Annotated in this window: 19 protein-coding genes and 1 pseudogene; 9 read left to right on the forward strand and 11 right to left on the reverse strand. The window is 42.5% G+C overall.

Translation table 11 applies throughout. From position 1 onward, the window contains the following. Nucleotides 1-7 precede the first annotated feature (7 nt). The 6 genes and pseudogenes from AC4CVD_RS11070 (at nt 8) to AC4CVD_RS11095 (ending at nt 6,620) form a co-directional block, all read left to right on the forward strand. On the forward strand, nt 8-802 hold the full coding sequence (locus tag AC4CVD_RS11070) for an enoyl-CoA hydratase/isomerase family protein (RefSeq protein ID WP_490753106.1): 795 nt from the start codon (nt 8-10) through the stop codon (nt 800-802). A gap of 20 nt (nt 803-822) precedes the next feature. Further along, nucleotides 823-2,814 carry an acetyl/propionyl/methylcrotonyl-CoA carboxylase subunit alpha gene (locus tag AC4CVD_RS11075; RefSeq protein ID WP_490753107.1) on the forward strand — a complete coding sequence of 664 codons (1,992 nt, stop codon included), beginning with the start codon at nt 823-825 and terminating at the stop codon, nt 2,812-2,814. Continuing rightward, nucleotides 2,811-3,713, forward strand: a complete 903-nt coding sequence (locus AC4CVD_RS11080) for a hydroxymethylglutaryl-CoA lyase (protein ID WP_490753108.1) — start codon at nt 2,811-2,813, stop codon at nt 3,711-3,713. The genes AC4CVD_RS11075 and AC4CVD_RS11080 overlap by 4 nt, the downstream gene beginning before the upstream one ends. Before the next feature lie 26 nt (nt 3,714-3,739). Then, nucleotides 3,740-4,444 (forward strand): CoA transferase subunit A, encoded by a 705-nt coding sequence (locus tag AC4CVD_RS11085; protein WP_490753109.1) that lies wholly within the window; start codon nt 3,740-3,742, stop codon nt 4,442-4,444. Between the two features lie 3 nt (nt 4,445-4,447). Beyond that, on the forward strand, nt 4,448-5,077 hold the full coding sequence (locus AC4CVD_RS11090) for a CoA transferase subunit B (protein ID WP_490753110.1): 630 nt from the start codon (nt 4,448-4,450) through the stop codon (nt 5,075-5,077). A 134-nt stretch (nt 5,078-5,211) separates the two neighbouring features. Continuing rightward, a pseudogene (locus AC4CVD_RS11095) lies at nt 5,212-6,620 on the forward strand (short-chain fatty acid transporter). 101 nt (nt 6,621-6,721) lie between these two features. Here the strand turns inward: AC4CVD_RS11095 and AC4CVD_RS11100 are convergent. The 5 genes from AC4CVD_RS11100 to AC4CVD_RS11120 form a co-directional block, all read right to left on the reverse strand. Continuing rightward, complete coding sequence (locus AC4CVD_RS11100; protein WP_114836820.1) at nt 6,722-7,747, reverse strand: DUF1311 domain-containing protein; 1,026 nt, start codon at nt 7,745-7,747, stop codon at nt 6,722-6,724. 111 nt (nt 7,748-7,858) lie between these two features. Beyond that, on the reverse strand, nt 7,859-9,316 hold the full coding sequence (locus AC4CVD_RS11105; RefSeq protein ID WP_490753111.1) for an OmpA family protein: 1,458 nt from the start codon (nt 9,314-9,316) through the stop codon (nt 7,859-7,861). A gap of 160 nt (nt 9,317-9,476) precedes the next feature. Further along, nucleotides 9,477-10,712: a dihydroorotase gene (locus tag AC4CVD_RS11110; protein WP_490753112.1), complete on the reverse strand. Its 1,236-nt coding sequence runs from the start codon at nt 10,710-10,712 to the stop codon at nt 9,477-9,479. Nucleotides 10,713-10,722: 10 nt separating this feature from the next. Beyond that, nucleotides 10,723-11,739, reverse strand: a complete 1,017-nt coding sequence (locus AC4CVD_RS11115) for an aspartate carbamoyltransferase catalytic subunit (RefSeq protein ID WP_125273513.1) — start codon at nt 11,737-11,739, stop codon at nt 10,723-10,725. Nucleotides 11,740-12,025: 286 nt separating this feature from the next. Then, the gene (locus tag AC4CVD_RS11120) at nt 12,026-12,379 is read right to left on the reverse strand and encodes a hypothetical protein (protein WP_004696191.1); all 354 of its coding nucleotides are present in this window, start codon (nt 12,377-12,379) and stop codon (nt 12,026-12,028) included. A 231-nt stretch (nt 12,380-12,610) separates the two neighbouring features. On the opposite strand from AC4CVD_RS11120, the gene rlmKL reads away from it, so the two are divergent. Continuing rightward, on the forward strand, nt 12,611-14,815 hold the full coding sequence (rlmKL, locus tag AC4CVD_RS11125) for a bifunctional 23S rRNA (guanine(2069)-N(7))-methyltransferase RlmK/23S rRNA (guanine(2445)-N(2))-methyltransferase RlmL (RefSeq protein WP_490753113.1): 2,205 nt from the start codon (nt 12,611-12,613) through the stop codon (nt 14,813-14,815). Between the two features lie 124 nt (nt 14,816-14,939). On the opposite strand, the gene AC4CVD_RS11130 is transcribed toward rlmKL, so the two are convergent. The 3 genes from AC4CVD_RS11130 to AC4CVD_RS11140 form a co-directional block, all read right to left on the reverse strand. Then, a complete protein-coding gene (locus AC4CVD_RS11130) occupies nt 14,940-16,226 on the reverse strand; it encodes a DUF945 family protein (protein ID WP_078426235.1) in 1,287 nt (428 codons plus the stop codon). A 228-nt stretch (nt 16,227-16,454) separates the two neighbouring features. Next, the gene (clpB, locus tag AC4CVD_RS11135; RefSeq protein WP_078426236.1) at nt 16,455-19,034 is read right to left on the reverse strand and encodes an ATP-dependent chaperone ClpB; all 2,580 of its coding nucleotides are present in this window, start codon (nt 19,032-19,034) and stop codon (nt 16,455-16,457) included. Nucleotides 19,035-19,424: 390 nt separating this feature from the next. Then, nucleotides 19,425-19,847, reverse strand: coding sequence for an OsmC family protein (locus tag AC4CVD_RS11140; RefSeq protein ID WP_078426237.1), 423 nt, complete (start codon nt 19,845-19,847; stop codon nt 19,425-19,427). A gap of 147 nt (nt 19,848-19,994) precedes the next feature. On the opposite strand from AC4CVD_RS11140, the gene crp reads away from it, so the two are divergent. Then, nucleotides 19,995-20,702 carry a cAMP-activated global transcriptional regulator CRP gene (gene crp / locus AC4CVD_RS11145; RefSeq protein WP_004696183.1) on the forward strand — a complete coding sequence of 236 codons (708 nt, stop codon included), beginning with the start codon at nt 19,995-19,997 and terminating at the stop codon, nt 20,700-20,702. Nucleotides 20,703-20,888: 186 nt separating this feature from the next. Next, nucleotides 20,889-21,938 (forward strand): NADP(H)-dependent aldo-keto reductase, encoded by a 1,050-nt coding sequence (locus AC4CVD_RS11150; protein ID WP_490753114.1) that lies wholly within the window; start codon nt 20,889-20,891, stop codon nt 21,936-21,938. 125 nt (nt 21,939-22,063) lie between these two features. Here the strand turns inward: AC4CVD_RS11150 and AC4CVD_RS11155 are convergent, their stop codons facing one another. The 3 genes from AC4CVD_RS11155 to AC4CVD_RS11165 all read right to left on the reverse strand — a co-directional run bounded on the left by AC4CVD_RS11155 (nt 22,064) and on the right by AC4CVD_RS11165 (nt 24,849). Further along, a complete protein-coding gene (locus tag AC4CVD_RS11155; RefSeq protein WP_004982314.1) occupies nt 22,064-22,837 on the reverse strand; it encodes a M48 family metallopeptidase in 774 nt (257 codons plus the stop codon). A gap of 186 nt (nt 22,838-23,023) precedes the next feature. After that, entirely contained in the window at nt 23,024-23,329 is a 306-nt protein-coding gene (locus AC4CVD_RS11160) for a hypothetical protein (RefSeq protein WP_004696180.1), read from the reverse strand. Between the two features lie 200 nt (nt 23,330-23,529). Next, nucleotides 23,530-24,849 (reverse strand): adenylosuccinate synthase, encoded by a 1,320-nt coding sequence (locus tag AC4CVD_RS11165; protein ID WP_114836827.1) that lies wholly within the window; start codon nt 24,847-24,849, stop codon nt 23,530-23,532. Nucleotides 24,850-24,855: the final 6 nt, after the last annotated feature.

Raw genomic sequence — 24,855 nt, forward strand, 5'->3', positions numbered from 1 at the left:
ATGAGCGATGAGCTTTCAATATTTACAACTCGAACAACGCGACCAAGTGGCAACGGTATGGATTAATCGTGCAGAAATGCATAATGCCTTCAATACTCAAGTGATTGAAGAACTGCACCGCTGCTTTAGCGAACTCAATACACGTGATGATGTCCGTGTCGTGATTTTAGCAGGACGTGGCAAAAGCTTCTCGGCGGGTGCTGACCTGAACTGGATGAAAGAAGCAGGACAAGCCTCACAGGCTGAAAATGAAGCCGATGCATTAAAACTAGCGAAAATGCTACAAAGTTTAGCGACTTTAAAACAACCGACCATCGCCCGCGTGCAAGGCATTGCTTTTGGTGGTGGCATGGGACTAGCTTCTGCCTGTGATATTTGTGTCGCAAGCAGCGATGCTAAGTTTGCGACATCTGAAGTGCACTTAGGTTTAGCCCCTTCAACCATTAGTCCTTATGTGATTCGTGCGATTGGCGCACGTCAAGCTTCACGCTACTTTTTAACCGCAGAACGTATTTCTGCCGAACAAGCCCTACACATTGGTCTGGCGCATGTGGTGGCCGATGCTGAACAGTTAGATGAAAAAGTCACAGAAATAGTCGATGTCTTACTTTTGGGTGGGCCAGAAGCACAAACGGCTTCAAAACAACTTATCCAAATGGTCGATCAGCAAGTGTTAACCGAAGCATTATTGTTGCAAACCGCACAACATATTGCCCATGTACGCCAAGGATCAGAGGCGAAAAATGGCTTAAATGCTTTTTTAAACAAACACAGTCCAGTCTGGATCAAGACGACGGCATAACAACAAGAAAGGATATCGATATGTTTAATAAAATCTTAATTGCAAACCGTGGTGAAATTGCTTGTCGTGTGATCCGAACTGCAAAAAAAATGGGCATTGCCACCGTTGCAGTCTATTCAGATGCTGACGCTCAAGCACAGCACGTGCAACAAGCCGACGAAGCCATTTATATCGGCGAATCCCCTGCTGCACAAAGCTATCTACAAATTGAACGTATTATCCAAGCTGCCTTAGATACAGGCGCAGAAGCAATTCATCCAGGTTATGGCTTTCTATCTGAAAATGACCAATTTGCCAATGCCTGCCAAAAAAACAACATTGTCTTTATTGGTCCACCTGTAGATGCCATTTTAGCCATGGGCCTAAAAGCCACCTCTAAATCTTTAATGGAAAAAGCAGGCGTACCGCTGACACCGGGCTACCATGGCACTAACCAAGATCCTGACTTTTTAAAACAACAAGCCGATGCCATTGGCTACCCTGTGCTGATTAAAGCCAGTGCTGGCGGTGGTGGTAAAGGCATGCGTTTGGTTGATCGAGGCGAAGACTTTTTAAGCCATTTGGTTTCATGTAAAAGTGAGGCACGTTCAAGCTTTGGCAATGACGATGTTCTGGTTGAACGCTATGTAGTACAACCGCGCCATATTGAAGTACAAGTTTTTGGTGATACGCATGGTAACTATGTGCACCTATTTGAACGCGACTGTTCGGTACAACGTCGCCATCAAAAAGTACTAGAAGAAGCGCCTGCACCCCAAATGGCAGAGCCAAAACTCGAAGCCATGCGCCAAGCCGCTATTGATGCAGCACGTGCAGTAGATTATGTCGGTGCAGGGACAGTTGAGTTTATTGTGGAACAAGACGGCACGGCGTATTTCATGGAAATGAATACCCGCCTGCAAGTTGAACATCCTGTAACAGAGATGATTACAGGGCAAGATTTGGTGGAATGGCAACTACGTGTCGCTTTTGGTGAACCGCTGCCTAAACAACAACACGAGCTCAGTATTCATGGCCATGCATTAGAAGCGCGTGTCTATGCTGAAGAGCCTGAAAAAGGTTTCTTACCTGCGATTGGGAAAATTCACTACCTGCACTACCCTCAGCAAAATGAGCATGTCCGCGTAGACAGTGGCATTGTTGAAGGGGATGAAATCACGACCTTTTACGACCCAATGATTGCAAAATTAATTGTTTGGGCGAAGAATCGTGAAGCAGCTCTCACCCAAATGCACCATGCACTCAGTCAGTTTCATGTCGATGGCTTGGGCAATAACATTGCATTCTTAGACCGTTTGGTCCGTTCAGAATCGTTTAAGACCGCCAACTTAGACACCGACTTAATTCAACGTGAAGAAGCATTTTTACTGCAACACAATGAAACAGCCTCTTCAGAGCTCATTATTACGGCGGCATTGATTGAACTTTTGTCCCGCTTTACCAGCAATAAAACAGCTGCAAATCCTGTATGGCAAGCCGAGTCTCTATGGCGTTTAAATCTTAATGCCAGCTATGCCATTAAACTGGCACTAAACGATGAAGAACATAAAGTCTATTTCAGCCCAACAGCAAAAGGCTTTACAGCGAAGTACAATGGAAAGAGCGTTTTCATTCAGGGTGAATTGTTAGAGGCACATTTAGCTAAAATTGAATGTGCAACAAGTAAAAAGACCTATGCTTATAGTTCAAATGCACAGGGCCTAACCCTGTATGCAGATGGCCAAAGCTATAAGTTTGCACATATTAAGCCTAACTTTAATACGGAAGATGATGCTTCTGATGCCAACAACTTAAAAGCACCAATGCCAGGTGTGATTACGCAAGTCTTGGTACAAAACAACAGCGCAGTAAAAAAAGATGATGTCCTCCTCACGCTGGAAGCGATGAAAATTGAATATTCAATTCGTGCTCCACATGATGGCATTGTCTCTGCAGCTTACTTCCAAGTCGGTGATCAGGTCAAAGCGGGTGATGAATTGGTTGAGTTTTCGAGCTTGGAAGGTGCCGCATGAGTGAATTTGTCAAAATTGTCGAAGTCGGGCCTCGAGATGGTTTGCAAAATGAAAAGACACCGCTCACCTTGGATGACCGTCGTAAACTGATTTTAGATTTAATGCAGACAGGACTCAGTGCCATTGAAGTGGGTTCTTGCGTCTCTGCAAAGTGGGTTCCACAAATGGCACAGAGTGATGAACTCTTTGCCAGCTTACCCAAAGATCCGAATATCAGTTTTAGTTTACTGACTCCGAACTTAAAAGGATTTGAGTCTGCTCTGGCAGTCGGCTGTCAGGAGGTTGCCGTTTTTACCGCAGCCTCTGAAAGCTTTACCCAAAAGAACATCAATTGCTCCATTGACGAAAGCTTTGAAAAATTTGCAGACATCATGGCTGCGGCGAAAGCCCATAACATCAAAGTGCGTGGTTATGTGTCTTGTATTGTCGACTGCCCCTATGAAGGTGCAATTGCACCGAGCAAAGTTGCACACGTCAGTCAACGTTTGCTAGACATGGGCTGTTATGAAGTGTCCTTAGGTGAAACGATCGGCACGGCGACACCAGACCGTGTGAAAAAAGTCTGGCAGGCATGTTTAGCTGAAATGGATGCCGCGAGTTTAGCAGGACATTTTCATAATACCTATGGCATGGCCATTGCCAATATTTACCAGTCTTTAGAACAAGGCATTCGTGTATTTGATTCGTCCATTGCAGGTTTAGGTGGCTGCCCTTATGCCAAAGGCGCATCAGGCAATGTGTCCACAGAAGACCTTTACTACCTACTCTCCAACATGGGTTATGACACAGGGATTGATCTTGATGCACTGATGATTGCCAGCCAAAACATCAGCCAAGTACTGCAACGCACCAATCCATCTAACTATGCCAATGCCTACTGGCAAAAGCACTGTGCCTAAGCTATTCAATTGATAACGAGAACACTATGGTCAATAAAGTTTATTCAAGTGCAAAGGATGCACTGCAAGATGTAGTTCAAGATGGTCAAACCCTAGCGGTTGGTGGCTTTGATCTATGCGGTATTCCAGAAAGTCTGATTGCGGCCTTAAAACAAACGGGCGTGAAAAACCTCACCTGTATTTCGAACAATGCAGGAGTCGATGGTTTCGGCTTAGGGCTCTTATTAGAAAGCAAACAAATCAAAAAAATGATTGCTTCTTATGTAGGTGAAAACAAAGAATTTGAACGTCAGTTCTTAAGTGGTGAGCTTGAAGTGGAGCTCACCCCTCAAGGTACACTGGCAGAAAAACTCCGTGCTGGAGGTGCAGGTATTCCCGCTTTCTTTACCGCAACAGGCGTCGGTACGCTCATTGCCGAAGGCAAAGAAGAGCGTGTGTTTAATGGCAAACCTTATATTCTAGAAAACTCACTCACCGCAGACATTGCACTCGTGAAGGCATACAAGGCCGATACTGCAGGTAACTTAATTTTCCGTAAAACCGCACAAAACTTTAACCCTGTATGTGCGATGGCTGGAAAAGTCTGCATTGTCGAAGTTGAGGAAATTGTTGAAATTGGCGCTTTAGATCCAGACCAAATTCACCTGCCGGGTATTTATGTCAATCGCATTGTGCTGAATGCAAACCCTGAAAAACGTATCGAACAACTCACATTAAAAGAGGAGGCTTAACCCATGGCTTGGTCTCGTAATGAAATGGCACAACGTGCAGCGCTTGAGCTGGAAGATGGTTTTTATGTCAATTTAGGCATTGGTTTACCCACACTGGTAGCCAACTATATTCCTAAAAACGTCAACGTCTGGTTGCAGTCTGAAAATGGATTATTGGGTATTGGCGAGTTTCCAACAGCCGAAACAGTCGATGCCGATTTAATCAATGCTGGAAAACAAACTGTTACTGCACGTCAGGGCGCCGCATTTTTCTCTAGTGCAGATTCTTTTGCCATGATCCGTGGAGGTCATGTCAATATCGCCATTTTAGGGGCAATGGAAGTCTCACAAAATGGCGATTTGGCCAATTGGATGATTCCGGGTAAAAAAGTCAAAGGCATGGGCGGTGCGATGGATTTGGTGGCTGGAGTACAAAAAGTGGTGGTGCTCATGGAACACTCTGCAAAAGATGGTACGCCGAAAATTGTCGAGCAATGTAGCCTGCCCCTGACAGGCAAAAATGTCGTACATCGCGTGATTACTGATCTCGGTGTCATGGACATTACGCATGAAGGTGTGAAATTAGTTGAACTGGCGAAAGATGTCAGTTTTGAAGAGATTCAAAAAGTGACAGGTGTTGCTCTGATCCGTTAATTCAACATCATTTATACAATAGAAAAAATAATCCAATGCCTTTAAAGCAGCGATCCTGTTTTAAAGGCATTTCTATCAGCACGGATAGGCTGAATCAAAAATTCATACCTCATAGATAAAAATGGAATCAATGCATGGAAAACTCTCAAAATATTTTGCAACGTTTTGCACTACGTGTCAGTGATTGGTCGGAGAAATGGTTTCCAGACTCTTATATTTTTGCCCTATTGGGTGTCGTGATCGTCGCGATTGCTTCGATCAGCATTGGCGCACCTGCCAAAGATGTCGCAGTGTCCTTTGGTGATGGTTTTTGGAGTCTGATCCCTTTTACCTTACAAATGTGTAGCTGATTGTGGTTGGTTATGTGGTTTCTGTTTCAAAGCCTGTAGAACTGCTGATTCAAAAAATGGCTCGAATTCCCCATAGTGGCCGCGGTGCGATTGTTCTTGTTGCGACAGTCAGTTTATTAATTTCGCTGATTAACTGGGCCATGAGTACGGTACTGACTGCCCTGCTGGTGATTGCTTTAGCTAAACGCAAAGAACTGAATATGGACTATCGTGCTGCCGCTGCCGCCGCGATTATTGGTATGGGAGCGACGTGGGCCTTAGGTATTAGTTCTTCTGCGGCACAACTGCAAGCCAACAAAGCCAGCCTGCCCGAATCAATTTACAATCTAACCGGTGTGATTCCCTTCACCGAAACCATTTTCTTGCCACAGTCCATGATCATGACGGCTGTATTGATTATTGCCTCGATTGCTATTGCATTTTGGTCTGCACCCAAAGGGCAAGACATTAAAACCATTGATCAATTCCCCATCCAGTTTGAGGAAGAAACTAAGCCGACAGCAACCACAAAACGCCCAGGAGACTGGTTAGAGAACTCGCCTTTATTGAGTATCTTGATTGTGCTCTTGGGTCTAGTTTGGATGTTCAATGAGTTCAGCAAAAGTAATCCGATCTTGGCCATTTCAAGCCTAAATACCTACAACTTTATTTTCCTGATGCTGGGTATTGCACTGCATGGTACGCCACGAAATTTCCTCAATGCTGTCACCAAAGCCGTGCCAGCGGTTTCAGGTGTCCTAATTCAGTTTCCACTGTATGGCAGTATCGCCTTTATGATGACGCAAGCGTTAAACAGCCATGATTTATCGCTATCACATTATATTGCTGAGTTTTTTGTTTCGATTGCCTCCAAAGAGACCTTTGCCATTGTGATGGGCTTATATTCTGCCATTTTAGGCTTTTTCATTCCTTCTGGCGGTGGTAAATGGATTATTGAAGCACCCTATGTCATGCAAGCTGCACATGATTTAAAAGTGCATTTGGGCTGGTCGGTGCAAATCTATAATGCTGCTGAAGCCTTGCCGAATTTAATCAACCCATTTTTTATGCTGCCAATGCTTGGCATTCTCAAATTAAAAGCCAAAGATGTGATCGGCTTTACCGTCACTCAATTGGTTTTCCACCTGCCTTTGGTGCTGTTCCTACTTTGGATTTTAGGCCGTAGCCTAACCTATATGCCTCCTACCTTCTAAACCAAGGAAGAAAATACAATCTAAATAAAAAAGGACGAATCATATTCGTCCTTTTCTCATTCTATAAATATTCAATAAAGCGTATTTTCAATATAGCCCAATTAATTAAACACATTATTTAAATACACAATGCGCTCATTGGTTTTTTGGTTAAAGCACTTGGTATATTGCAATTGTTGATCTTGGGCACGTAAAGCATCATCCCAATATTGCGACTGCTTTTGATAGGTTTCTTTTTCACTATCCGTCATTTGGTAGACACTTTTTTGGGAAATCACTTTACAGTCTACATCACGTTTTTCAAACCACTCAGTTTGGTCTTGTTGTAGCTGCTGTTTTTGCTCCTCAGTGAAATTGTCCCAAGTTTGGTTCAGTCGTTCCACTACCTTGACTTGGTCAGTATCCAGTTCCTTCTTACGAATATTCATGGCTTTCTGTGCCAGTTCCATCTGCGCAACTTCTTGCTCATTATATTGTTTTATATTCTTTTGTATTTCTGCATTTTCTTTTTCATATGCCGCAAACTGAACCGCATGCTGAGTCACCAACACTACACCATCAATCACGCCATTTTGGTTCGGTACATTGAGGCTAATGCCTTCTTTATCCGTTTTAATGATGTTATAGCTAAATGCACCTTGTAGCTGATCATTGTCTAAGTTGAGTGAATATTCACCCTCTTCTAAAACATCACGCAAAGTACTTTGATAACCGTCCTCACACTCTTCGCATGGACGCGCTAAAAACGCATTTTCAGCACGTTTCTGTAACCCTTTCGGGAAAATCACCACCAACTGACTTTCACAATCCAATTGCTTCGCAGTTTCAGGCTTTTCTGTGGTCGTTGAAATCCCTTTAATTTCAAAACGAATACCGTTATTAATCTGTGTTAATAATTTTTCATCGGCCTCATATTCACGGCTATCACGCAAACGGCGGTCTAGGGCTTTTAAGTATTCAGCTTTTAAATGCGCTTGAATTTGTTCGACATTGGCAGGAGCCGTACAACTCCAATCTGACATCTCTTGCGGTTCAGCAACCGTTTCTGTTTTATTCTCTGTTCGGTTACAAGCACTTAAAAATAAACTGCTCAAGATTAGACTGGCAAAAATTGTGTTCTTCATCATTGTTATAAAACCATAAGGCTGTTGTTTTTCGCAGCGTATTTAACCAAAAAATAAGCTTTTATGCGAGTATCTAAATAAAAGAACCCTGCCGTAGCAGGGTTAAAGTATCACTTAGTTGACCTTTTCTACACCACGTTCATCTACTTCACGCACCACACCAGAGTCTGTATTTAAAACCTCAAACTCGATACGGCGGTTTTTAAACTTACCTTCATCGGTTTGATTGTCTGCAATTGGCTTTTCTTGGCCATAACCAATCGCTCGCAACTGCGCAGGATCGACGCCTTTAAAAATTAAATAATCCACCACCGCCTGCGCTCGATTTTGCGACAAGGTTTTATTGACTGCCGCATCTCCCGTTGCATCTGTATGCCCCATCACGGTCAGTTTGACTTGAGGTGCTTTTTGCATCAGTGCTGCAGCCTGATCCAAAATCGACTTATTGACATCAGGTATCGCCGATGAAGCTGTATCAAAGTTAATAATTTGTAAATTCAATGCCGTGGCAACGTCTAGTGCTCGAACTTGCTCAGGATTAATTTCTGCCAGCGCACGCTCAGCATCACTAATACTGGTATCCACGGCACGGTTTACATCCAGTGGTTGCTGAGTCACAACTGTCATATTACGCAGTAAAGGTTTAATTTGATCTGCCACTTTAAGTGCATTGGCTGGATCTTGCGATTGAATCGATAACTGATTGCCAAACCATGTTAAATTTACATTTGGCACACCTTTCAACGCACTGATTACACTGGGTATCGCATCTTGGTCAATAAATTCAGTGTGATACATACTCTGCATATCTGCACCACAGCCGATGCTGTTATTAAAAATTTGCTTTACTTCTTTTTGCAAAATTTCAACATAAGCCGCATTGGCTGAGAAAATTTGGCAGGTAACCAAGTCTCCTGTTGCCCCTGTGGTGATTTGAAATTTAGCGGGCTGACTGGCATTCATATTTGCAGCAGGTGCTGTTTCAGTCTTGGCTTTGTCGGTACAGGCCCTAAAAATAAAAGCAAACAATGCCGCAAAAATAATTAAAGCCAAAACTGGCAGTAAAAATGACCGTTTCTCGTCTACTTTTGTGGCATGTACACTTGCAGGTGCGACATGTGTAGCCTGTCCTTGTAAGGTATTTACCCCTAATCCAGCCAGTAATGCATTGGCCCACTCAGGTAACGCACGACTAATGGAATCCGTGTTGACCTGTAGTAAATGGGAAATCGCTTCAGGTTCTGAAGAGCCTGCCTCAGTGGCTAAAAATGCTAATGCAGGTGTAATCGAACGGCTCAAGGTACTTTCAATTTCATCTGCGGACGCTGCCCCGCGGACATGCTCCAAAAACTGTTGCTTTAGACTGACATTCGATGCAAAAGCATCATTGAGACGTGGATTCAACTGCTGTTGAAATGCAGGAATCAATTCAGATTTTGACTTTAATATAGACAGTAAAATTGGTAAAAAGGATTGAATTGCTTGATTTTTTTCAAGTAAATGTTGTGTATCACCCTCTAAAACAATTGCAGAGACATTTTGTTTTAGTAAATCCATAAAATCGACATTCATGAAGTCTTACCCCACTTTTTCTCATTGTTTTCATCATCATTTTCCAGTTTATCTGTTCATTTTTTACACTTTGTAAAATATTGTATTTGCATCAGTTTTACCTAGGCCCAATAAAAAAGCCAGCCGAAGCTGACTTTTTAATCCACGTTTAAGGCAATATTTAAGCTGCAAAAGTTTTTAGAACTTTTCCTTTCACCACTTGATTGATCAAAGGCGTATTTTTACCTTGCGACAAAATATTGTCTTTATTCACAATCCAGTCTAACTCAGGATCAATCAACACCCAGCCAGCTTCAGCAGACCAACGTTCAAGCATATTGGCTACCGTGGCTGGTGCAATCGTGACTTTTTCGACCCATTCCAAAGGACTGAACAAACCTTCGCGCACCAATTGCACACCAAAAGCTACATAGGTATCAAAAGCGGTAATGCCTGGCTGTGTTTCAGCAAATGGTGCTAGCTTTGCAGAGCTGCTCAGCGGTTCATGATGCGTACAAATCGCATCAATCACGCCACTTTTCACGCCTTGGCGCAGGAGCTCTTTATCCGACTCAGCACGTAATGGCGGACGGACGTGTGCAAGTGAGTTAAAGCCATCAATCAGCTGATCTGTTAAATGCAGCTGATGCATTGCCACATCACATGTAACTGGCAGGCCTTTATCTTTGGCAATTTTGATCAAATCGACAGAAGCACCTGTAGACAATAAACCAAAGTGGGCACGAACACCTGTCGCTTCAATCATTAACAAATACTTGGCAATGGCAATGGTTTCGGCAATCGCAGGGATGGTTGGTAAGCCCTGACGCGATGCCACAAAGCCCTCATGGACACAGCCATCTTTGGCAATTTGCGGTTCTTCTGCATAAAACACCACCGTCATGCCAAGGCCAGCTGCGTATTCTAAAGTGCGCAGCACCACATCATCGTCTGCAAAAGGCGCATTGGCATTTGAAACGGCTGTACAACCGCCCTTTTTAAGACCCGCCATATTTGCAGGTTGCTTACCTTGTAAGCCTTGGGTTTGAGCACCAATCACTTCCAGATAAATGCCGCCATCCAGCATCGCTTTTTCCATCAAACCATGAATCAAAGCACCATTGTCTTGCACAATCGGTTTTGAGTCTGGCGGTGTAAACACATGCAAAATACCATTTTCACGCGCAGCACGACCTTCTGATTTTAATGTCCCGTGCTGCTGCTGACCTGGCTCACGTAGGCGTGCACATAAGTCCACCATGGTTGGCATCAACCACTTGCCTTGACCATCAATTGTTTCAGTGACATTGGCTGTTTCAGCAACCAACTTGCCATTTTCGATATATACCGTTTGAACCGTATCTGTTTGATGAATTGGGTCAAGAACACGTACATTTTCAATTTTTACAACAGTCATGACTTATTCCTTATACCGCAATCGCGTCTAACAAACCTTGCTCTTGCAGTTGACCTTGCATTGCAAGTGCCAAAACTGCCATACGTACAGCAATTCCGTTGGTCACCTGATTTAAAATCACAGACTGTGGACCATCGGCAATACTGGAATCAATCTCTACACCACGGTTCATAGGCCCCGGATGCATCACGATGCAATCAGTTTTTGCCATTGCAAGACGTTCTTTGTTTAAACCGTACATTTTGTAGAATTCAGCTTGAGATGACAGCGCAGGCGAATCAATGCGTTCATTTTGAATACGTAAGGTAATAATCACGTCGCAGTCTTGAATTCCTGCTTCCATGTTATTAAATAGACGTACACCTTCACCATATTCATCAAAGCCGTATGGCAGCAGTGTATTCGGTGCAATTACACGAATGTCCTTACACCCCAATGTTTGTAATGCAGCAACATCTGAACGCGCCACGCGTGAGTGTTTAATATCACCAATAATGGCAATTGAAATATCTTCAAATTTCTTTTTGGTTTCACGGCGAATGGTCAGCATGTCCAACATAGCTTGTGTTGGATGCGCATGACGGCCATCACCTGCATTGATAATTGCAACATGCGGACAAACGGTTTGGGCAATAAAATGTGCTGCACCCGACGAAGAATGACGTACCACAAAAATATCCGCAGCCATCGCTTCTAAGTTCCACAAAGTGTCTCTGAGCGTCTCCCCTTTGGAAGTACTTGAACGTGCGATATCAATATTTAATACATTTGCAGAAAGACGTTTTGCCGCTGCTTCAAAAGTGGTACGAGTACGGGTTGAGTTTTCAAAGAAAAGGTTCATTACCGTTCGACCTTCTAAGAGGTTGTTGGTAATCAGCTGATTTTGGTCATTAAAAAAGGACTGCGCGGTGTCCAATATTTTTGTAAGAGTTTCTTTAGAAAGACCTTCGATGGTGAGGAAGTGTTTGAGATGACCATCTTGGTTGAGTTGAATCTGACTCGGAGTATGCAATGCTGCCAAGTGCATGAGAGATTCCTTGTACGTTAAGTTAACGCATTATACAGATTTTCTTTTTGATTTGGACCTCAGTTTAAAACAATTGCCTTAATTATCATCGGCTTCAAAACTAAGATTATGAAATTCTTATCTATTATTTCAACCAGTTAAATTAAACCATCAAAGGCTAAATTAGCTAAATTCAGAGTTCATCAAATTGCTATAAATATCAATTCTATAGAGTTTCTTATCTCATTTATCCCAAGCGGACATTTAAAAAAGCTCTCTTGCGAGAGCGATCCAACTTCAGCGATTCTTATCGTAAAGCGCCAATATAGTGATGTGACACCTGGGCACGGTAGATTTCTTCTTCAGTGGCTTCCAACTCATGTCGTGTCGTGTCGACCTGTTTAGGTTTTTCAATCACGGCGGTTTCTTCATAGTTAAAAACATCCATGACACTGTCTAAACGACTCACCAATCGAATCAGTTCAGCATCTTCCGTACTTAAAGCAAGCTCTGCCATTTGACGTGCATAACTTGGATTTTCCACCAAATACATCACATCAATTACACGCCCCGATACACGGCGCAGACGTGCATAAAGTAAAGTTGCAATTGAAAAAGCATCAGCATGACTTACAACACCGCGATCTAACTTGGTCGACATATTCATCCCCTTTCAAGTGAAAAATATTTACTAACGATCTATCAGAAATCAGTCAGCAAATTAAACTTGCAAGGAATTAGCAAAATACGTACCAAAAACGTTATTGTTCACATGGTGATTCATTTATTTTGATATTTCCGCTGAGTAGAGGCATATTTAAAAAACCATTCAGAGGCAAAATACGTTAAACTTTAGCGAGTTTATTTTGTTTTATTTTGGTCTCTCAAATTTATGAAAACCGCTTCGCGTTTAAGCAGCTATTGGGTTACGTGTGCCGATGGCTTAGAAACCTTACTCCAAGAAGAATTAGAAGGTTTAGGTGTTCAAAACATTGAACGTTTTCCTGGGCGTTTAGTTTTCAAAGGTACACTGGAACATGCCTATCGCATTTGTATGTGGTCGCGTCTTGCGTCGCGTGTACTCACACCAATTCATGTCCATGAGCTGGAATTTAGCCATGACGCACGTGATGTTGCTGAAGAGCTCTACGAAGGTGCAATGAACTTTGATTGGTCACTGATTTTTGCACCACAAAGCACCTTCGCCGTTCGTTTACATATTGAACGTGAAATTAAGGTGAACAGCCAGTTTGCAACTTTACGTGTGAAAGACGGTATCGTCGATTCATTCATGGAAGCTGTGGGTAAGCGCCCAAGTATTGATATTAAGCAACCTGAAATTACCATTTATGCACTCGCAGGCAAAACTGAACACACCTACTGTTTAGACTTATCTGGTGATTCATTGCATAAACGTGGCTACCGTCGTTATATGACCGATGCCCCTATTAAAGAAAACTTAGCGGCTGCGATTTTACAAAAAGCCAAGCTTCTTGCAAAAAGACCCGATATTTTCCTTGACCCAATGTGTGGTTCAGGGACGTTCATTATTGAAGCATTGATGATGCTGACTGACCGCGCACCTGGTTTAGTTCGTCGTTTCGGTTTCAATGGCTGGAATGGCCATGATCATGATCTGTGGATGAGCATTAAAGCAGAAGCAGCTGAACGCCATCAAACAGCCTTGGAACAACCTCTCCCTAAGTTCTACGCATTTGATGCAGACTGGGAAGCAGTAAAAGCCACTAAGCAAAACATTATTGCTGCGGGTTTTGAACGTGTACTTGACCAGATCCAAATCGAAGAACGGACTTTAGCAGACTGGCCAAACTTTGAAGCCGAAGGAAAAACAGCCTTTATTGTGACCAACCCACCTTATGGTGAGCGTTTGGGTGATAAAGCCTCAAACCGTGCTTTATATTTAGGCTTATCTGCTTTGCTGCAAAAGAACTTCCCAAATCAAACCGCAGCAGTTATCGCCGCAGCCGTCGAGCAAGCCGATGTATTGGCGCTGAATGACCCGCAAACCATGCGTTTGATGAATGGTAAACTGCCAATTTACGTACGTTCAGGTTCAGTTAAGCCAGTTGCAGTAGTCAAACCTTTCTTGGAAACATGGCAACCGCAACAGTTTGAAGCGATTGAAGGTGCTGAAGACTTTGCTAACCGTTTACAAAAGAACATGCAGACCTTAAAGAAATGGGCAGTAAAAGAAAACATTCACTGTTTACGTTTATATGATGCTGACCTTCCAGACTTTAACGTCGCAGTCGATTTGTATGGTGAACGTTTACACGTCCAAGAATATGCGCCACCGAAAAAAATCGATCCTGAAAAAGCCAAAAAGCGTTTCAACCTTGCTTTACAGGCGATTCGTGCGGTGACAGGTCTTGGTCGTGATGCGATCTTTATCAAAACGCGTGCTCGCCAAGAAGGTAAAACTCAATATACCAAGCAGAGTACGGCTTCGAAGCGTTTTATCGTACAAGAAGGCAAAGCGAAAATTTTAGTCAATCTAACCGATTACTTAGATACCGGCTTGTTCTTAGACCACCGTCAAATGCGTTTACGCATTGCACAAGAAGCGCGTGGTAAGCACTTCTTGAACCTGTATAGCTATACCTCTACAGCCAGCTTACATGCAGCTTTAGGCGGTGCGGCAAGTACCACCAGCGTCGATCTTTCAAATACATATTTGAACTGGTCTAAAGAGAACTTCGTCTTGAACGGCTTAACAGTCGATCATGCTGATGAACAACATCAGTTCTTTGCCAGCGACTGTTTTGAGTGGTTAAAAGAAGGTCATGAACAGTATGAGCTGATCTTTATTGACCCACCGACTTTCTCAAACTCTAAAAAGTTCTATGGTACCTTTGACGTACAACGCGACCATTTATCATTGCTTAAACGTGCGATGAACCGTTTAACCACGGATGGTACGTTGTACTTCTCAAACAACTACCGTGGTTTTGAAATGGACGAAGAAATTTTGGCGTTCTTTGATGTCGAAGAAATTACCAATGAAACCATTGGGCCAGATTTCAAGCGCAATCAAAAAATCCACCGTGCATGGAAAATTACCCATCCAAAAAACTAATGCACTGAAGATGAAATATCAGTAGGTCTTTCATCTTCACTAAATTATGTATTAGACAATTTTCAGATATAAAAAAGGGACGAAATACGTCCCTTTTTTATATGTTACACCATCATATTTTGCATTATTCAGTCAGGAAATTGGTTTGCCCATATTTGTAATCAACTGACATTTTCATGACATTCCCTTCACGTTTCACCTGCCCTGAACTCTGCATCGTCGAAAGCATGGTTTCGATCTCTTGATCAGACATGCTGACGCCACCTTTTTGCAGATAATTATTCATGATGCGCGAGATCATATTTTTATCAAACTGAATATCTGCTTTGTATTCCATTAAACTCGGCATCATTTTCACCATACCCATCACCGTCGATTGATGACTCGGCATAATACGCCCCGTCACATTCGCCTGCGCAACACCTTCCCCAATAGCAAATTGGTTCTCTTTGGATTCAAAACGGAAACCTTCATTGATCACGGCCAATAAAGCAGGCTCCATATCTTTTTCCATTGCCTCTTTTGCCAAACAACTGTTTTCACTTTTCGCCAAAATATCAAACAGCGTCTGTAATTTCTGCCGGTTTACATCGAGTACATTAAAATTAAACTGTACGTTTTGGACTGCGGGTGCTGAAGGCATTTTCATTTCATCTAGACGCAACAACATTTCGGTGTTTACAACTCGGTCTGTCAGCTCACTTTGTGTTTCTATACTAAAATTCTTCAGTTCAGCATTGATCGGTTTATTGATATCTCGATCTGACATTTTCAGCAGATCCATCTTAATTTTGGTTTCCCCCGCCTCAAGATATTCACCATTCAGCCCTTGGTTACTTTCTAACTTCAGCCCCACCATTTGCAAATGTATATTTGGATCGGTGACTGTTAAATTCGGAATTTCAAGCTGTAAATCCAGTATCTTTAACTGTTGTTCGATCGGTTTTGCGCGAAACTTTAATGTCATCGGGTCTAATCTAGACTGGAGTTGAGCTTCATTGCGGGTAATCACTGGCGTAGTCAAGGTACTATTCAAAGTACCCAACCAATTCACTTTGCTTTGTACTTTAAGTGGTTCCTTCAACAAAGACTGAAGTGCGCCGGGTGCTTGCGTAATATTAATATCTGAACGAATCGCATATCCATTCCAACTCCGTTGAATATGATCCTGCCCCTTCAATTGGATCACTTCTTTCGGTTTACATGGGTCTAGGACTAATTCAGCGGTCCAGTTCGCACTGCCATTTAAAGCCCCCATTTGAAATTGTTGATATTGCAACTTTAAATCATTCGATTGTTTGGTGCTGTGTTGATAATAAGCCTTCAAGCTTTTATCCGCATAAAGATTCCCCCCTACTGCGACCACAGCAAGCGTAAGTACGCCTCCAATACCCCACTTCAATTGAGTCATTTCTTCTATCTCAAGTTGTTTGTTTTTTATTAAAATAAATTATAAAGAGAATCTTTAAATAAAGATAATTGTTTTGCAAATAAATCACTTAGATGCCATACCCATCACATAAATGTGAAAACTTACGTCACATTTTGGCTTAAAAATGTCAGCTTTTAACATTTCTATCCCGCAATAAAAAACCCAGCCGAAGCTGGGTTTTTTAGTTTCAATGAACCATTTACACGATTAACTCATTTTCACTTTGTCAAAGCTCAACTGACCATCTTGTGCAGTGATCATAATATTGTCTCCAGCCACATAGTAACCAGACAATATTTTTTGAGCTAAGTTGTTTTCAACCTGTTGTTGGATGGCACGTTTCAATGGGCGTGCACCGTAAACGGGGTCAAAACCAGCGTCAATCAATAAGTCAAAGGCTTGATCATCCACCGTTAAGCGCATATCTTTTTCAACCAAACGATCACGTAAACGATCCAATTGGATATCGGCAATACCACGAATTTGCGCTTTTTTGAGTGAATGGAAGACCACTAATTCATCAATACGGTTGATAAACTCTGGACGGAAATGTTGCGTCACAGCATTCATCACCACTGCTCGAACTTCTTCATCCAAAGGATTATCACCCAACTCACGCACATCACTCGAACCTAAATTCGATGTCATGACGATCACAGTATTTTTAAAGTCAACCACGCGACCTTGCGAATCCGTTAAGCGACCATCATCCAACACTTGGAGCAAGATGTTAAACACATCGGGATGTGCTTTTTCCACTTCATCGAACAGCACGACACTATACGGTTTACGGCGTACAGCTTCAGTTAACACACCACCTTCTTCGTAGCCGACATAACCAGGAGGCGCACCCACCAAACGACTGACAGAGTGTTTTTCCATAAACTCGGACATGTCGATACGAATCATGGCATCGTCACTATCAAATAAGAAGTTTGCCAGTGCTTTAGTCAACTCTGTTTTACCAACACCAGTTGGGCCCAAGAATAAGAACGAGCCGCTTGGTCGGTTCGGGTCAGACAAGCCAGCACGCGAACGACGAACCGCATTGGATACTGCAACCACAGCATCATCTTGTCCGACGACACGGTTATGTAGGAACTCTTCCATATGGAGAAGTTTCTCACGTTCACCTTGCATCATTTTAGCCACTGGAATGCCCGTAGCAGCACTAACGACTTCTGCAATTTCATTGTCAGTGACTTTGTTACGCAGTAGTTTTGGCTCTTCTTTTTCCTCAACGACTTCTTCTTCATTGAGACGTTTTTCCAACTCTGGAATCACACCATACTGAAGACGCGACATTTCACCTAAGTCGTTTTCACGCTGCGCTTTTTGCAGCGCAATACGCGCCTGATCCAATTCAGCTTGAACTTGTTTGGTACCTTCAACTAAGGTTTTTTCAGCTTTCCAAACCTCTTCTAAATCATTGTATTCATGTTGAACTTCGCTAATTTGCTTTTCAAGATGAGCGACTTCCGCACGACTACCTGCATCTTCATCTTTTTTCACTGCTTCAAGTTGCAGTTTCAATTGAATCAAACGACGCTCAAGTTTATCCAAAGCTTCTGGCTTAGAGTCCAGCTCCATTTTGATACGAGAAGCCGCTTCATCAATCAAATCAATCGCTTTATCAGGCAATTGACGGTCGGTGATATAACGATGTGACATTTTCGCTGCTGCAATGATGGCAGAGTCTAAAATTTTCACACCATGGTGCACTTCATAGCGCTCTTTCAAACCACGTAAAATCGCAATGGTGTCTTCCACACTCGGCTCATCGACCAACACTTTTTGGAAGCGACGCTCTAGCGCAGCATCTTTCTCAATGTACTGACGATATTCATCTAATGTGGTTGCACCAACACAGCGTAACTCACCACGTGCCAGAGCAGGTTTCAACATATTACCTGCATCCATTGCACCATCGCCTTTACCTGCGCCTACCAGCGTATGTAATTCGTCGATGAACAAAATGACTTCACCATCCTGTTTAGACAAATCTTTCAGTACTGCTTTTAAGCGCTCTTCAAACTCGCCTCGGTATTTGGCACCCGCAAGCAAAGAACCCAAATCTAAGGATAAAACACGTTTACCTTGTAGGCTTTCAGGTACTTCACGGTTAATAATCCGCTGTGCCAAGCCTTCAACAATGGCTGTTTTACCTACCCCGGGTTCACCAATCAACACTGGGTTATTTTTGGTACGACGCGACAAAACTTGAATGGTACGACGAATCTCGTCATCACGCCCAATCACAGGATCTAACTTACCTGCAAGTGCGCGTTCAGTTAAATCAATGGTGTATTTATTCAGAGAATCACGTTGATCTTCATGATTGTTGCTCATGACTTTCTCATCACCTCGAATTTTTAAAATGACTTTTCGTAAGCTGTCTGCTTGTACGCCCACGCTGTTGAGTAGCGTTTTAGTTGCCCCCACTTCGGCCAAGGCTTGCATCACCCAATCGGTAGACAAAAACTCATCGCCTGCTTTTTGCGCGAAGCTATCTGCCAAATTCAGCGCTTTGACAGCCTCTGAACTTAAATTGACGTCACCTGTAGGATTTGTCAGTGTTGGTGCATCAGCTAGTGCTTGTTTTAATTTACTTTGTAAAGCAGGTAAATTAGCACCCGCTTGTTGCAACAAACTCAGATTGGAGGTTTCATCTAACAATGTTGATAAGATATGAATACCTTCAATTGCGGTATGGTCTTTCCCCACTGCAAGTGATTGAGCATCTGAGAGAGCTTGCTGTAAGCGGTTTGTGAATTTTTCAAATCGCATTCTTGTTTTCCTCACAATAAATTTCGAACTTGATGGATATATGGGAACAATTGCTCAAAATTCAATTCAAATTTAATTAATTTTTCTACATTTTAACTTATTTTTCATTAGTTTATCTTAATAATAAACTCATAAGACTCTGTTATAAGATGGGTCTTCTCCGCCTTATTTTCAAGCGTCACCCCACATTATTTATGTATTAAAGACCACAACGACCTATCAATCAGTGACAACCAAAATCATTTGATCAATTATTAATCAAACAAGCAACGCATTTTTCTATTTATTCGTGTGATGAATTGTGTCCCAGTTTACGGAATCAAAACAAAAGCGTGAAGCATGAAAAAGGCCGATCACCAGATCAGCCTCAAATGACTTAAAAGTCAGCGTTTAATTTGCTTCAATAATCTCAAAATCATGGGTGATTTCAACCCCACCATCCATCAACATTTTGCTCGCAGAACAGTACTTTTCTGCCGATAATTCCACGGCTTTTGCGACTTGTTTTTCCTTCACCGCATGACCCATAATCACGAAATGTAAGTGGATTTTTGTGAACACTGCAGGGATGCTATCTGCCCGCTCTGCCTTGAGTTCACAGCGTACATCAGTAATTTCTTGGCGTGATTTTTTAAGTATGGTCACGATGTCAAAAGAGGCACAACCACCCAGTCCCGTCAGGATCAATTCCATTGGTCTTGGACCACGGTTTTCACCACCATATTCTGGCGATCCATCCATGATAACACTGTGACCACTTTGAGTTTTTGCTTCGAAAGCAACATTCTCTAACCAATGAACAGTTGTTTGCATTGCAAGTACCTAAAAAAAGCTATAGATTGACGAAGTGACTGTACACTAACATAAATTGAGTTGATAAGGAATTTCAGCTCTGACTGTGTGACAAGTTCACCCTAGGTCTGTGCGATCTATATTTTATCCATTTTCGGAACCGTTAGCATGACTTCAAGCTTTTCACAATTAAGCACTGATGCGCTGTCTCCAGGTCAACTCCCCGAGTCAGTCAAAGCATTATTAAAACGCGCATATATTAATCGTTATCCTAAGCGTACCACCATCGTAGATGCAGGCTCAGAATCTAAATCTTTATATTTGATTTTAAAAGGTTCGGTCTCCATTATTCTGCGTGAAGACGATGAACGTGAAATCGTGGTCGCTTATTTAAATGCGGGTGATTTTTTTGGGGAAATGGGTCTATTCGAAGCAAACTCACAACGTACTGCAGAAGTGCGTACCCGTGATGTCTGCGAAATTGCTGAAGTGACTTATGAAAACTTCCATGAACTCAGCAAACAATACCCTGACCTAAGCTATGCAGTATTTGCACAGCTGGTACGCCGTCTAAAAAATACCACACGTAAAGTGACTGACCTTGCATTTATCGATGTTTCAGGTCGTATTGCACGTTGCCTAATCGACTTATCGTCGCAACCTGAAGCGATGATTTTACCAAATGGCCGCCAAATTCGTATTACGCGTCAAGAGATTGGACGTATTGTCGGTTGTTCACGTGAAATGGTTGGTCGTGTTTTGAAAACACTCGAAGAGCAAGGCATGATCGAAACTGATGGTAAAGCCATCTTAATTTTTGATGCCTCTTTAGAAGAGTCAAAAGCGAATGCTGATGACTATGAAGACGAAGAATAAGACTTTTCTTCGTAGCTGATACAGCCAAAAGCAAATCTTAGGATTTGCTTTTTTTTATGTCTTTAAATCTGCTTCTGCTTTGACAAAATCATGACAAACTTTGTAAAAATAGTGATTTAACCTACTGGGCATAACTGTGTAACCTAATTCGACCGAAAAAACGCAGTCCATAAAAGGAAATGTTGAATGCAATTTAAACCCTTAGCCGATACAGGTATTTTGGTTCCTGAAATTTGTCTCGGCACCATGACCTTTGGTGAGCAAAACACTCAAGCTGAAGCCTTTGAGCAACTTGACTATGCTTTGGCGCAAGGCATTAACTTTTGGGACACTGCGGAAATGTACCCTGTTCCTCCAAAACCTGAAACCCAAGGTGCAACCGAAAGTATTATTGGCCAATGGATTGCCCAGCGCGGCGGTCGAGACAAGCTATTTCTAGCCTCTAAAATTGCGGGGCCATCGCAAGGTGGTAGTCATATTCGTGATGGACAGACTCGTTTTAATGCAACCGATATTTCTTCTGCCCTAGATGGCAACCTAAAGCGTTTACAGACCGATTATATTGATTTATATCAGCTACACTGGCCACAGCGCCCAACCAACTTTTTCGGAAAATTAGGCTATGAAAACAGTGAAGCCCATAACACGCAAACCGTGACCTCTTTGCAAGAAACACTACAAGCATTAGAAGCAGAGATTCAAAAAGGGCGTATTCGTTATATTGGTTTATCTAATGAAACGCCATGGGGCACCATGAAGTTTCTACAAATTGCGGAACAGCTCGGCCTGTCTAAATTTGTCAGTGTGCAAAATCCATATAGCCTATTGAACCGTACTTATGAAATTGGTATGTCAGAAATTGCGAAATATGAAGGCGTTGGTTTACTTGCCTATTCCCCACTCGCTTTTGGCTATCTCACAGGTAAATTCCGCAATGGTGCACGCCCAGCGAATGCTCGCGTGACGCTTTTCAGCCGCTTTAGTCGTTATAGCAACCCAGAGTGTGAATGGGCAACAGAACAGTATGCGCAACTGGCTGAACGTCATGGTTTAACGCCGACACAACTGGCTCTAGCCTTCATCAAGCAGCAGTTTTTTGTGACCAGTACGATTATTGGTGCGACCAACTTAGACCAGTTGAAAGAAAATATCCAAGCCTTTGAGATAGATTTATCGGAAGAAGTTTTACAGGGTATTCAAGCTATTCATCAGCAACAACCTAATCCTGCGCCATAGATATTTCTTAATTAGCTGTTCAGGTGAAGCACTACTTCACCTGTCACAAATAATTTATGATTTTCAAAATCATAAACTGACAGTAAAAAAGGACGCCTTGGCGTCCTTTTTTACTCAAAAACAAATTAACGTCTTTGATTATAAACCGCTTGAGCAGCGGCTAAGTTCTTACGCATTGCTTCAATACGCTGACTATTTGATGGGTGCGTCGACAGGAATGAAGAGCCGCCTGCTCCATCAAGCTTATTCATTTTTTCCCACAGACTAATTGCGGCTTGAGGGTTATAGCCTGCTTTAGCCATCAACATTAAACCACCTTGGTCTGCACGACTTTCTAGGCTACGTGAGTATGGCAAGCCAATACCAATTTGACTACCTAGCTGTGCTGCTGCCGAACCCGTTTGACCTACACCTGCTGCACTTAGACCAATTCCCAATGCCAAATCCGTTAATGCCTGCGCACCAACCTTACTCTTCGAGTGCTCTTCTAAAGCATGCACCATCTCATGTCCCATCACCGCTGCAATTTCAGCATCAGTTAGGTTCAATTTATCTACAATACCTGTGTAGAACACCACCTTACCACCAGGTGCAACATAGGCGTTGACCTGATTTGACTTAAGTACTGCCAACTGCCAGTCAAATTTCGTTCCAGTTTGATTCATTTGATCAGCATATGGCTTCAAGCGATTGAATACACCATAAATACGCTTATAGGTCGTAGATGAGGTATCTAAGGTCTTTGTGCTTCGCGCTTCATTCACAGTTTTGTTGAAGCCTTGGGTTGCTGCTGCATTTAATGTTGCAGTGTCTGCACCTGCCACTTCCGCAAAAGTTGCACAACCTGAAATTGTAACCACACTTGCTGCACACAAACTCATTAATATTTTATTTTTCATTATTGCTTAACTCCATCCATCTCAAAGCATTTTACATAATGTGCTGAATTATATTGAATAGATTTAAATTGTTAAATATCATCACCACGTTTTATCATAGCAATTATGTAAAAATATCTTCACAATTAAGCACAATAAGCCAAATTTCCGCGCTAGAGCGATATCTACACACCACCTTAAACCTAGTTACATAAACTGAATCAAAAGCCAATAAACCAAACACAGAATATTTAAACCCAAATACAGGTGGCTTAAAGGTTCAATTTTTTCCTCAAGGGTCGCACTTTTACGCTTCGCGAACAGGAATGCATTTTGGAGCAGTATGATCGGCACTAAGATACAAGCAATAATCACAGACAATCCAATGAGCGCACTATAAATCACGTCTGGATCGGTGGTTTGCCCTTGAATAATCATCATCGCGATTGTTGGCGCACCACCCATAGCAAAAAGTAGTGAGTAAAAAATAGTTCCCGCGATATTCTTTTGCATCCTGCCTGCTCATCTGTTTATTGTGCATTTTATTCTAACAAGCACTTATACATTATGTCGTGCTTATTCATGCAACTTTAGTCGGGAAAATCATTCCAGCTCAGTAGCTTAAATCAACAGCAGTAATGCTCATGCACAGATGTACCGCACAAATAAAAAACCCTGTACGAGACAGGGTTTTTTACTCAATGCTTTATCGCTTAAGCGTCAAATGGATGACGTAAAACAATCGTTTCTTCACGGTCTGGACCTGTAGAAATGATATCGATTGGGCATTCGATTAATTGTTCAATGCGTTTTACATAGTTGATCGCTGCTTGTGGCAATTGATCCATTGATTTCGCACCAAAGGTAGACTCAGACCAACCTGGCATTGTTTCATAAATTGGTTTTAAAGTTTCAAATGCAAGCGCATCAGAAGAACCAACACAACCAGAATCCGCTGCTTCGTAACCTACGCAGATTTTCACTTCTTCTAAACCGTCAAGAACATCAAGTTTAGTTAAGCAAATACCTGAAAGTGAGTTTACGTCTACAGAACGACGAAGGATTTCAGCATCGAACCAACCACAACGACGTTGACGACCTGTAGAAGCGCCAAATTCAGAACCTACAGTCCCTAAGTGCTTACCAATCGCATCACCTACGTCATTTGCAGCGTCATAAACCAACTCAGTTGGGAACGGACCTGCACCTACACGTGTTGTATATGCTTTGGTAATACCCAATACATAGTCAAGATGTAATGGCCCCAAACCAGAACCTGAGCTTACGCCACCAGCAGTCGTATTTGAAGACGTTACATACGGATATGTACCATGGTCAACATCTAGAAGTGAACCTTGAGCACCTTCAAACATGATGTTGTCACCGTTTTTACGGTAATTATGCAGCTCTGTAGTGACATCAATCACAAGTGGTGCAACCACTTCACGCCATTGATCACACAGCGCAAGTACATCTTCTAATTTAACTGCTTCTACGCCGTAGAATTGTGTTAATTGGAAGTTATGGTATTCAAGAAGTTCAGTTAACTGAGCTTTAAGATGCTCGCCACCACGAACCAAATCTGCAACACGAATTGCACGGCGTGCAACTTTGTCTTCATACGCAGGGCCAATACCACGACCAGTGGTACCAATTTTCGCATTACCACGCTTGATTTCACGCGCTTGGTCAAGTGCAATATGGTTTGGCAAAATCAGTGGACAGTTCGGAGAAATACGTAGACGTTCTTTAACTGGTACGCCTTCTTTTTCAAGAATGTCCATCTCTTTGATGAGCGCTGCAGGAGAAAGCACCACACCATTACCAATTAAGCACAGTACGTTTTCACGTAAAATACCAGATGGAATGAGGTGTAATACAGTTTTCTTACCACCAACGACAAGTGTATGACCTGCGTTATGTCCGCCTTGATAACGAACGACCGCAGCCGCTTGATCTGTGAGCAGGTCGACGATTTTACCTTTACCTTCGTCGCCCCATTGGGTACCGAGTACCACAACATTCTTGCCCATAATAGC

It is taken from the genome of Acinetobacter sp. LipI_23 (assembly GCF_058243045.1).